Below are 497 nucleotides of genomic sequence, written 5' to 3'. Positions count from 1 at the left end.
TCGCCGAGAAGGTCGGCGCCGACGCGGTCTGCCACGGCGCCACCGGCAAGGGGAACGACCAGGTCCGGTTCGAGCTCGGCTACTACGCGCTCAAGCCCGACGTCACGGTGATCGCGCCCTGGCGCGAGTGGGACCTGCGCTCCCGCGAGCAGCTCATCGCCTTCGCCGAGCAGCACCAGATCCCGATCGCCAAGGACAAGCGCGGCGAGAGCCCGTTCTCGGTGGACGCCACCCTCCTGCACGCCTCCTCCGAGGGCAAGGTGCTGGAGGATCCGGCCGTCGAGGTGCCGGACTACGTCTACTCGCGCACGCTCTCGCCCGAGGAGGCGCCCGACCAGCCGACGATCATCACGATCGGGTTCGAGCGCGGCGACGCCGTCTCGATCGACGGCGAGAACCTGTCGCCCGCGAGCCTGCTGGCCAAGCTCAACGAGCTCGGCCGCGCCAACGGCATCGGCCGGCTCGACCTCGTGGAGAACCGCTTCGTCGGCATGAAG

General features: G+C 70.2%; 1 protein-coding gene. It reads left to right on the top strand.

Features of this window, described 5'->3' with window-relative positions; genetic code table 11:
* A partial coding sequence (locus ACU8YC_RS26395; protein ID WP_446896179.1) for an argininosuccinate synthase domain-containing protein occupies positions 1–497 on the top strand: 497 nt, incomplete at both ends.

The sequence above is a fragment of the Citrobacter sp. VF227 genome, assembly GCF_052950715.1.
Note: the sequence above shows the minus strand (reverse complement) of the source record. Positions and strands in the feature narration are given on the sequence as shown.